Origin of the sequence: Georgenia sp. 311, assembly GCF_006151955.1 — a bacterium.
In the GTDB taxonomy this organism is placed as follows: Bacteria; Actinomycetota; Actinomycetes; order Actinomycetales; family Actinomycetaceae; genus Oceanitalea; species Oceanitalea wutianyii.
This window is the reverse complement of record NZ_VDFS01000044.1, coordinates 3,581-12,500: the sequence shown is the minus strand read 5'-3', so window position 1 is coordinate 12,500 and position 8,920 is coordinate 3,581. Positions and strand designations below refer to the sequence as shown.

The 8,920-nt window shown below is 75.2% G+C and carries 12 protein-coding genes and 1 tRNA gene; 7 read left to right on the top strand and 6 right to left on the bottom strand.

Going from position 1 to position 8,920, the window contains the following annotated elements:
- Together FHE66_RS09250 and FHE66_RS09245 are read right to left on the bottom strand one after the other, a co-directional pair.
- Positions 1–829 (bottom strand): M23 family metallopeptidase (locus FHE66_RS09250; RefSeq protein WP_139072720.1); only part of this gene is annotated, 829 nt, incomplete at its 3' end.
- Positions 826–1,329 (bottom strand): helix-turn-helix domain-containing protein, encoded by a 504-nt coding sequence (locus FHE66_RS09245; RefSeq protein ID WP_139072677.1) that lies wholly within the window; start codon positions 1,327–1,329, stop codon positions 826–828. The genes FHE66_RS09245 and FHE66_RS09250, both read right to left, overlap by 4 nt.
- 101 nt (positions 1,330–1,430) lie before the next feature.
- Between FHE66_RS09245 and bcp the strand changes: the two genes are divergently transcribed.
- From bcp to FHE66_RS09225, 4 genes are all read left to right on the top strand, one after another.
- Positions 1,431–1,907, top strand: a complete 477-nt coding sequence (bcp, locus tag FHE66_RS09240; protein ID WP_139072676.1) for a thioredoxin-dependent thiol peroxidase — start codon at positions 1,431–1,433, stop codon at positions 1,905–1,907.
- A gap of 26 nt (positions 1,908–1,933) precedes the next feature.
- A tRNA-Leu gene (locus tag FHE66_RS09235) sits at positions 1,934–2,015 on the top strand.
- Positions 2,016–2,065: 50 nt separating this feature from the next.
- A complete protein-coding gene (locus tag FHE66_RS09230; RefSeq protein WP_139072675.1) occupies positions 2,066–2,599 on the top strand; it encodes an NUDIX hydrolase family protein in 534 nt (177 codons plus the stop codon).
- A 2-nt stretch (positions 2,600–2,601) separates the two neighbouring features.
- Entirely contained in the window at positions 2,602–3,033 is a 432-nt protein-coding gene (locus FHE66_RS09225; protein ID WP_230976597.1) for a DUF3054 domain-containing protein, read from the top strand.
- 6 nt (positions 3,034–3,039) lie between these two features.
- Here FHE66_RS09225 and FHE66_RS09220 read toward each other — a convergent pair whose 3' ends face one another.
- Genes FHE66_RS09220 through rph form a run of 3 tightly spaced genes read right to left on the bottom strand, consistent with a single transcriptional unit; the run spans position 3,040 to position 4,910 of the window.
- Positions 3,040–3,468, bottom strand: a complete 429-nt coding sequence (locus FHE66_RS09220) for a VOC family protein (RefSeq protein ID WP_139072673.1) — start codon at positions 3,466–3,468, stop codon at positions 3,040–3,042.
- Positions 3,469–3,522: 54 nt separating this feature from the next.
- Positions 3,523–4,149: an RdgB/HAM1 family non-canonical purine NTP pyrophosphatase gene (gene rdgB, locus FHE66_RS09215; RefSeq protein WP_139072672.1), complete on the bottom strand. Its 627-nt coding sequence runs from the start codon at positions 4,147–4,149 to the stop codon at positions 3,523–3,525.
- Complete coding sequence (rph, locus tag FHE66_RS09210) at positions 4,146–4,910, bottom strand: ribonuclease PH (protein ID WP_139072671.1); 765 nt, start codon at positions 4,908–4,910, stop codon at positions 4,146–4,148. Before rph ends, rdgB begins: the two co-directional genes overlap by 4 nt.
- A gap of 147 nt (positions 4,911–5,057) precedes the next feature.
- Between rph and FHE66_RS09205 the strand changes: the two genes are divergently transcribed.
- Complete coding sequence (locus FHE66_RS09205) at positions 5,058–6,269, top strand: sugar MFS transporter (protein ID WP_139072670.1); 1,212 nt, start codon at positions 5,058–5,060, stop codon at positions 6,267–6,269.
- 6 nt (positions 6,270–6,275) lie between these two features.
- Here the strand turns inward: FHE66_RS09205 and FHE66_RS09200 are convergent, their stop codons facing one another.
- Complete coding sequence (locus tag FHE66_RS09200) at positions 6,276–6,998, bottom strand: GAP family protein (protein ID WP_139072669.1); 723 nt, start codon at positions 6,996–6,998, stop codon at positions 6,276–6,278.
- Positions 6,999–7,138: 140 nt separating this feature from the next.
- Between FHE66_RS09200 and FHE66_RS09195 the strand changes: the two genes are divergently transcribed.
- Together FHE66_RS09195 and FHE66_RS09190 are read left to right on the top strand one after the other, a co-directional pair.
- Positions 7,139–8,317 (top strand): sensor histidine kinase, encoded by a 1,179-nt coding sequence (locus tag FHE66_RS09195; protein WP_139072668.1) that lies wholly within the window; start codon positions 7,139–7,141, stop codon positions 8,315–8,317.
- A partial coding sequence (locus FHE66_RS09190; protein ID WP_139072719.1) for a response regulator transcription factor occupies positions 8,314–8,920 on the top strand: 607 nt, incomplete at its 3' end. The genes FHE66_RS09195 and FHE66_RS09190, both read left to right, overlap by 4 nt.

The window sequence follows — 8,920 nt, the reverse complement described above, 5'->3', positions numbered from 1 at the left end:
AGCCCAGCTCGAGAACCTCTCCGTTCTCCGGGAACCACGGCAGCGCGGTCGGGCGGCGCGGGCCGGTGGACCAGCGCTCGTCCCTCTCCCCGACGACGGCGGCCACGCGCCACCGCATCGGCACGCCCGCCCCGGCGGTCAGCGGCGCCCGGTCGGTCACCTGGACGTGCAGGTGCGGCTCGGAGGTGTTCCCCGTGTTGCCGACCTCGCCGAGCACCTGCCCGGTCCGCACCGTCTCCCCCTCGCGGACGGCGAGGGAACCCCGGCGCAGGTGGGCGTAGGTACCGACGGTGCCGTCCTCGTGCCGGACGAGGACGTGGTTGCCGAGGATCCGGCCCGGTCCGGCGAGCTCGCGGAGGAAGCCCTCGACGGTCATCATCCACACGACGAGGGGCCAGGTGTCGCGGGCGCCGTGGTCGCGCTGCCCGTCGCGGGCGCGCACGACCGTGCCACCGGCCATCGCGTGCACGGGCTGCCCGAAGGACGGGTAGGTCTGGGGACGGCGGGCCCGCAGGCCCCAGCCGAGGGTGGCGGGGGCGTCCGGCGCGGGCTGGAGGAGGTCGACGGCGTAGGCCTGCCCGTAGGCCTTGACCCCGTGGCTCGGCACGGCGGTGCCCGGACCGTTGATGACGACCCAGCGGCCCCGTAGCGGCGCCCCGAGGTCGACCGGCCCGCGCGTCGTCGCGGGCGGACGGACGAGCGACAGGCCGAAGGCGAGGACGGCGACGACGAGCCCCCAGGGCGCCACCGGCAGCAGGACGCCGGCGAGCACCGCGGCGACGAACAGCCGGGTCCACCAGGTCTGCCACCGGGCGACTGCGCGCCTCATCGCCGCCCCCCGAGGACGACGGCGAGCAGCGGCACGACGCGTGCCACCGGCACCTCGTACCTGCCCCCGCCGACGGCGCGCAGCCAGCCGGCCGCGGTGAGCTGGCGCAGGTGGTGGTAGACCTGCCCGCTCGTGCCGACCCCCTCGGTGTCGAGCAGCTCGGCGACGGTCGCCGCGCCGGTGAGGACCCGCCGGAGAAGCCGCAGGCGCACGGGGTGGCCGAGCGCGACGAGGACGTCTGCCTCCTCCGTCCAGTCGGTGCCGAGGAGGTCCTCGGTGGGAGCGCCGAGCTGCCACTGCGCGCGTCGCCCGTCGGGCAGCTCGACGTGTCCGACGAGCATGACGGCGCCCGGATCCTCCACCCGCGCCTGCAACCCCTCCAGCGCCCACAGCGGGCTGCCGGCCGGAGGGGCGGGCGGGACTGCGGGGGCGGGGGCGTGGAGCCGGGCCTCGAGGGCGGCGACCCGCGCCTCGAGCGCGGCAAGGCGGTCTGCTGACATCCCGCCACCCTAGTACGTGATTACGTATCTTCGTACCCGCATGGCCACCGCCCGTGCGATCCTGGGGTTCCCCGACCCGACGACGACACGACGGAGGACCCGTGCCCCAGCTCTCCCCCGGTGACACCGCCCCGGACTTCACCCTCACCACCGCCGACGGCGCCCCGGTGAGCCTCGCGGACCTGCGCGCCTCCGCCGACAACGGCGTCGTCGTCTACTTCTACCCGGCCGCCTCCACGCCGGGCTGCACCACCGAGGCGTGCGACTTCCGCGACAGCCTCGCGGCCCTCCAGGCCCGCGGGTACGCCGTCGTCGGCATCTCGCCCGACGAGCCGGCCAAGCTCGCGCGCTTCGCCGAGGCCGAGTCCCTCACCTTCCCCCTCGCCTCCGACCCCGACCACGCGGTGAGCGAGGCGTGGGGCGCCTGGGGGGAGAAGAAGAACTACGGCAAGACCTACACCGGGCTCATCCGCTCGACCGTCGTCGTCGACCGCGAGGGCACCGTCACCCTGGCGAGGTACAACATCAAGGCGACCGGACACGTCGCGCGGCTGCGCAAGGACCTGGGCGTCGACTGAGGGGCCAGCCCGTAGGCTGGGCCCACGCGCGAGTGGCGTAACTGGCAGCCGCGCCAGGTTTAGGTCCTGGTGTCCTCGGACGTGCGGGTTCGAGTCCCGCCTCGCGCACGACCTTCCCTCGCCCTGGCGGGCGTGCACGCAACACGAAAGAGAACGCGATGAGCGGACTGGCCTCCGACGACATCACCCCCTGGCTGCCCCCCGAGGACCTCGAGCGGGTCCGCCGCCAGGTCCCGATGCTCTACGTCGACATCGTGCCGGTGCGGGTGGACGCCTCCGGGATCGTCCAGCAGGTCGGCCTGCTGCTCCGCGTGACCGACGGGTCGCTGACCCGGGCACTGGTCTCGGGCCGCGTGCTCTACCACGAGACCCTGCGCCAGGCGCTCACGCGCCACCTGGAGAAGGACCTCGGCTCGCTGTGCCTGCCGCGCATCCCGCTCTCCCCCCAGCCGTTCACCGTCGGGGAGTACTTCCCCACCCCCGGCCCGGGCTTCCACGACCCGCGCCAGCACGCCGTCTCCCTCGCCTACGTCGTCCCCGTCGACGGCGACTGCCACCCCCAGCAGGACACCCTCGAGGTCGGCTGGTTCACCCCGACCGAGGCGCTCCTGCCCGAGGTCCAGGCCGAGCTCGTCGACGGGCACGGCACCGTGCTGCGCCAGGCGCTGTCCCACGTGGGCCGGCTGCCGTGAGCATGCAGCCCGGTACCGGCCCGCAGGGGCTGGAGGTCGGGCGTGCCACGCGGGCGCTGGGCCCGGGCCGCTGGACCGAGCGGGTGGCCGCGCTCCTGCTCGACAGCGCCGCCGTCGTCCTCTTCGCCTGGCTCGGCCGCGGCGCGCACGAGGGCGGGCGCTCGGTCGCCGAGGTGCTCGACGTCGCGCTGCCCTTCCTCCTCGCCCGGCTCGTCGTGGCCCTGCTGGTGCGCGACGGCTCGCTGCGGCTGTGGCCGGGCGGGGTCGTGGCGTGGCTGGTCACCTGGGGCGGCGGCATGGCACTGCGGGCCTGGGGCGGTGACGGCACCGCGCCGGCGTTCGTGCTCGTCGCCCTCGGGGTGCTCGGTGCCCTGCTCCTCGGGTGGCGGCTCGTCCGGCTGCTCGTGTCGAGAGCATCCCGCACCGCGCGCTGAGGCTGCTCAGTCGAGGCAGAACTCGTTGCCCTCCACGTCCTGCATGACGATGAACGACTCGTCGACGCCGTCGGCCTGGAACACCCGGACCTCCCGCGCACCGAGGGGCACGAGCCGGTCGGACTCCGCCTGCAGGGTCGCGAGGCGCTCCGCACCGACGAGCCCGGTGCCCACCCGCACGTCGAGGTGGACCCGGTTCTTCACGGTCTTGCCCTCCGGGACCCGCTGGAAGAAGAGCCGCGGCCCGGCGCCGTCGGGGTCGACGCACGCGAAGGCCGATCCCTGGTGCTCCGGGGGCAGGGAGGCGTCGAAGGTCTCCCACGAGTCGAACCCGGGCGGCGGTGGGGGCACGACGTACCCGAGGACCTCGCACCAGAAGCGCGCCACCCGCTCGGGGTCGGCGCAGTCGAACGTCACCTGGAACTCCCTGGCCATCGGCCCACGCTAGCGAGGTCGGGCCCCGGTCGACCAGGGTTTTCGCGGGGCTCGTCAGCCGGCGAGCACCCGGGCGACGTGGGGGGCCAGCGCGCGGAAGGCCTCGCCGCGGTGGGAGATCGCGTTCTTCTCCTCCGCGCTGAGCTCGGCGGCGGACCGCTCCTCACCGTCGGGCTGGAGGATCGGGTCGTAGCCGAAGCCGCCGCTGCCGCGGGGTGCGGTGAGCAGCCGGCCCGGCATCGTCCCGGTCTCGACGTGCTCGTGGCCCTGCGGCGTGACGAGCGCGGCGGCGCACACGAAGCGCGCCGCGCGGTGCTCGGCGGGGACGTCGGCGAGCTGGGCGAGGAGCAGCTCGAGGTTGGCCCGGTCGTCGCCGTGGCGTCCGGCCCAGCGGGCGGAGAAGACGCCGGGGGCCCCGCCGAGGACGTCGACGGCCAGCCCGGAGTCGTCCGCCACGGCCGGCAGGCCGGTGGCGGCGGCGAGCGCCCGCGCCTTGATGAGGGCGTTCTCGGCGAACGTCACGCCGTCCTCGACCGGCTGCGGCGCCCCGACGTCGGCCGCGCCGACGACGGACGCGGGGTCCAGGTCCGGCAGCAGGGGCGCGAGGATGGCGCGCAGCTCCCCGATCTTGTGGGCGTTGTGGGTGGCGAGGACCAGCCGCGGCGCGGCGGCCGCGCTCACCGGCCGGGCAGCGGCGCGGCGAGCGCCGCCCGCTGGAGCTCGGTGAGCTTGGCGGTGCCGGCGACGGCGAGGTCGAGCAGCTCGTCCAGCTCGTGACGCTCGAAGGGCTTGCGCTCGGCGGTGCCCTGGACCTCGACGAAGCCACCGGAGCCGGTGACGACGACGTTCATGTCGGTCTCGGCCGTGACGTCCTCGACGTAGGGCAGGTCGAGGACGGGCTGGCCGCCGACGATCCCGACGCTCACGGCCGCGACGGAGTCGGTGAGCACCGTGCCCGGCGCGATCGCGCCCTGCGCCTGGCCCCAGGCGACGGCGTCGGCGAGTGCGACGTAGGCGCCGGTGATGGCGGCGGTGCGGGTGCCGCCGTCGGCCTGGAGGACGTCGCAGTCCAGGACGATGGTGTTCTCCCCGAGCGCGCCGACGTCGATGACGGCCCGCAGCGAGCGCCCGATGAGCCGGGAGATCTCGTGGGTGCGGCCGCCGACCCGGCCCTTGATCGACTCGCGGTCACTGCGGGTGTTGGTCGAGCGGGGCAGCATCGCGTACTCGGCGGTCACCCAGCCCGCGCCCGAGCCCTTGCGCCAGCGCGGCACGCCCTGGGTGAAGGAGGCGGCGCACAGCACGCGGGTGGCACCGAACTCGACGAGCACGCTGCCCTCGGCGTGGTCGAGCCAGCCTCGGGTGAACCGGACCTCACGGAGCTCGTCGGGGGCGCGGCCGTCGCCGCGCGGAACGATGGTGCTCGAGGAGGTGGAGGTCATCCGGCCAGGCTAGCGACTCCCCCGCCCGTGGGGCGAGGCACGGGCGCCGGAGGTGACGTTCCTCGCCTCCTCGGGGCCGGTGGCGCTGTCCCGAGGAGGGCGGCGGTAGCGTCGGTCCCAGTCGTCGCCCACCACCCCTGGACTCCCGTGTACTCGCTCCTCCTCGCGATCATCTACGTCGCCTTCGTCAGCCTGGGTCTGCCGGACTCCCTCGTCGGGGCCGGGTGGCCGGTCATGCACGAGGACCTCGGCGTCCCGGTCGCCTTCGCCGGGTTCATCACGATGATCATCGCCGTCGGCACGATCGTCTCCAGCCTCGGCTCCGAGCGGCTCACCCGCCGGTTCGGGGCCGGGCTCGTCACGGCGGTGAGCGTGGGACTGACGGCGGCCGCGCTCGTCGGCTTCTCCTTCTCCGGCTCGTTCGTCGCGCTGTGCCTGTGGGCCGTGCCCTACGGCCTCGGCGCGGGAGCGGTCGACGCCGCCCTCAACAACTACGTCGCCCTGCACTACGCCGCGCGGCACATGAACTGGCTGCACAGCTTCTGGGGCCTCGGCGCCTCCATCAGCCCGTTCATCATGAGCTACGCGCTGACCTCGGGCCTGGACTGGACCGGCGGCTACCTCGTCGTCGGGGCGACCCAGGCCGTCCTCACCGTCGCGCTCATCGCCGCGCTGCCGCTGTGGGGCAAGGTCAACCAGACCCACCCCCACCACGACGACGACGGCGAGCCCGGCACCGGCCACCGCGCCCACGTCCCGCTCCGGCAGGCGCTGCGCATCCCGGGCGTCACGCTCGTCATCAGCGCGTTCTTCGCCTACTGCGCGCTGGAGAGCACCGCGATCCTGTGGGCGTCCACCTATCTCGTCACCGGGCGCGGGGTCGACGTCGCCACCGCGGCGGCGTTCGCCTCCCTCTTCCTCCTCGGCATCACGACCGGGCGGTTCCTCGCCGGGTTCCTCGCCGACCGGGTCGGGGACCGCCTGCTCATCCGCGGCGGGTTCCTCGTCGTGGCCCTCGGGGCGCTGATGATCGCGCTGCCGCTGCCCACCGACGTCCTGGCCCTGGCCGGGCTCGTCGTCGCGGGGCTGGGCTGCGCGCCGGTCTACCCGGCGATCATCCACTCGACGCCGGCGAACTTCGGCCGGCGCAGCTCGCAGGCCGTCATCGGCATCCAGATGGCCGCCGCCTACACCGGCTCGACGCTCGCGCCGCCGCTCTTCGGCGTGCTCTCGACGTGGATCGGTCCGTGGGTGTTCCCCTTCTTCCTCGCCGTCCTCGCCGCGCTCGGCCTGGTCATGTCCGAGCGCCTCAACCGGCTCGTGGCACGGCGCGACCGTGCCGCGCTCAGCGCCGCCTGACCTGCCTCACCCGAGGAAGGACAGCAGCTCGGGCATCCGGGTGGCGGCGTCGCGGGCGACGAGGAAGCCGACGATGCCGACGATCCACGCCGTCGTCTCCCCGCCCGTGCGCTCCATCCACCGGGCGACCCGCTCGAGCAGCGGCTGGACGAGACGGCCCGCGGTGAGGCGGGCGGCGAGCAGGACGAGGGCCGGGAGCACCATGACGAGGCAGTAGGCGGCGAGCACGCCGAGCCGGGCCGGTGCCCCGAGGTCGGAGGACCCGATGATCCCCGTCGCCGCGAGGTAGGGCAGCATCGTCGCGACCTCCAGGACGGCGGCGGCGAGCGCGAGGCTGAGCAGCCCGCCGACGCCCGAGCCGGTCTCCGTGCCCATGGCCCGCTCCCGCCACCGCAGCAGCCGTCCCGGCCGCCCCGCCTGCCCCTCCTTCTTGCGGCCGATGAAGAAGCTGCCGACGAGCATCCCGACGCCGAGGAGGAGCTGGAGCCGCCCGACGACGGGGTTGTCGAGGAGGGCGCCGGCGTCCCCCAGGACGGCACCGAGGCCGGCGACGAGCGCGACGCCGAGCAGGAAGTAGAAGCCCGCGACGGTCGCGAGGAAGAGGAGCACGCGCCCGGCCCGCACCCGTCCCGGGGTGAGGAGGAACCAGATGGGGATGAGGAGCGTGCCGAAGCTCGTCGAGTCGACGAGCGCGAGGACGGCGAGGGTGCCGGCGGTGATCGTGGTCATGGCCCGAGCCTCGCGCCGCTGCCCCCGCGCCGTCGTCGGCCGTCGGACGCAGGACCACCGGCGCCCGCATACATCCTTCGACTGACCCGCGGCTCGCGCGCGTGTGCTGGGATGGGGGCGTGCCAGGAGCGGTGAGGAGCATGTGGGAACGGGCGCGGGCGACGGAGCACGCCCGGGTCCGCAGCGATGCCGCCGGCACGTTCCTCGTCGGCCTCGCGCTCCTCGCGGTCGGCCTGGTCGGCGTGTGGCGGGGGCCCGAGGTCCCCACCGACCTGTGGTGGTTCGTCCTCACCCTGGCCGCGATGTGCGCCGTCATGCTCGGCAAGGCCCGCCGCCCGCTGCTCTCGCTCGCGGCCGGGACCGTCGTCGCCGCTCTCGACGCCGTCCTCGGCGGGAGCATGGGCGTCATGGTCGGGCTGCTCGACCTCCTCTACTCCGCGGCGCTGCGGGTGAGCGCGCCGGCGTTGCGCCGGCTGCGGGTGGGGGCGGCCGTGATCGTCGCCGGCAGCGGGGCCGCGGCGTTCGCCGCGACCGGCGAGCTGCGCGACAGCGCGAACGTCGCCCTCCTCGCCTTCGCCGTGCTCGGCACTCCCCTGTGGTGGGGCACCTCGGTGCGCCAGCAGACCGAGATCGCCGCGCTCGCCTCCGCCCGGGCGCGCGACCTCGCCCGCATCGGGCAGCTGCGCGAGCAGGAGGCCGTCCTCGCCGAGCGCGCCCGGATGGCCGGGGACCTGCACGACGCGCTCGCCAGCCACCTGTCCGCCGTCGCCATCCACTCCGAGGCGGCGCTCGCCGCTCCCCGGCCAGCCGACGCCGAGCAGGCGGCCCGCCGCGACCGTGAGGCGCTCACCGCGATCCGCTCGGCGAGCGTCGCGGCGCTGCGCGAGATGCGCTCGATGATCGACCTCCTGCGCACCGGTGACGAGGCGCGCACCAGCCCGGCGCGGCTGGGCGAGCTCGCCGGGCTGGCCGCAGGGTTCCGCGGGCAGGGCATGGAGCTCACCGTCGACGTGCCCTCCGACCTGCCGGAGCTGCCCGCGGCGGTGGACCAGGCCGCGTTCCGGATCGTCCAGGAGGCGCTCGCCAACGCGCTCAAGCACGGGCGGCCCGGCCCTGTCGACGTCCTCGTCGCGCTCGGCGAGGAGATGCGCATCGAGGTCGCCAACCCTGCCGGTGAGACCGCTCCCGCGGCCGGCGGCGGCGTCGGCCTGCTGACGATGCGCGAGCGGGCCGAGGCCCTGGGCGGCTCGTTCCGCGCCGGCCGGGAGGACGGCCGGTGGCTGGTGCGCGCCCGGATCCCGCTCGGGGCGGGCACGTGAGCCTCCGGGTGGTCGTCGCCGACGACCACGCCGCCATCCGCTCGGGCCTGCGGCTCATCCTCGAGCAGAGCGGGGAGGTCGTCGTCGTCGCCGAGGCCGCCGACGGCGCGAGCGCGGTGACCAACGCGCGGGCACTGCGCCCCGACGTCGTCCTCATGGACATCCGCATGCCCGGCACCGACGGCATCGCCGCCACCCGCGAGATCGTCTCCGCGGGGCTCGCCGACGTCCTCGTGCTCACGACGTTCGACCTCGACGAGTACGTCTTCGGGGCGCTGCGCGCCGGTGCCGCCGGCTTCCTCCTCAAGACCGCAGACGCCGCGACGCTCGTCGACGCCGTCCGGCGGGTCGCCGCCGGGGAGGGGGTCGTGGCGCCCGAGGTGACGCGCCGCCTGCTCAGCGCCCTCGTCCGGGCGCCCGAGCCGCACGAGGCGCAGGTGCCCGCCGACGTCGCCACGCTCACCGACCGCGAGCGCGAGGTGCTCGCCGGGCTCGGCCAGGGCCTGTCCAACGCCGGCCTGGCCGAGGCGCTGGGGATCAGCGAGGCGACCGCCAAGACCCACGTGTCGCGCGTGCTCGCCAAGCTCGGGTGCGCCTCGCGCG

Bases quoted from the DNA above. Each gene is read 5' to 3' on its own strand.
- FHE66_RS09245 (WP_139072677.1), bottom strand. From the start codon at position 1,329: ATGTCAGCAGACCGCCTTGCCGCGCTCGAGGCGCGGGTCGCCGCCCTC.
- FHE66_RS09230 (WP_139072675.1), top strand. From the start codon at position 2,066: ATGAGCGGACTGGCCTCCGACGACATCACCCCCTGGCTGCCCCCCGAG.
- FHE66_RS09225 (WP_230976597.1), top strand. From the start codon at position 2,602: ATGCAGCCCGGTACCGGCCCGCAGGGGCTGGAGGTCGGGCGTGCCACG.
- FHE66_RS09220 (WP_139072673.1), bottom strand. From the start codon at position 3,468: ATGGCCAGGGAGTTCCAGGTGACGTTCGACTGCGCCGACCCCGAGCGG.
- rph (WP_139072671.1), bottom strand. From the start codon at position 4,910: ATGACCTCCACCTCCTCGAGCACCATCGTTCCGCGCGGCGACGGCCGC.
- FHE66_RS09200 (WP_139072669.1), bottom strand. From the start codon at position 6,998: ATGACCACGATCACCGCCGGCACCCTCGCCGTCCTCGCGCTCGTCGAC.
- FHE66_RS09195 (WP_139072668.1), top strand. From the start codon at position 7,139: ATGTGGGAACGGGCGCGGGCGACGGAGCACGCCCGGGTCCGCAGCGAT.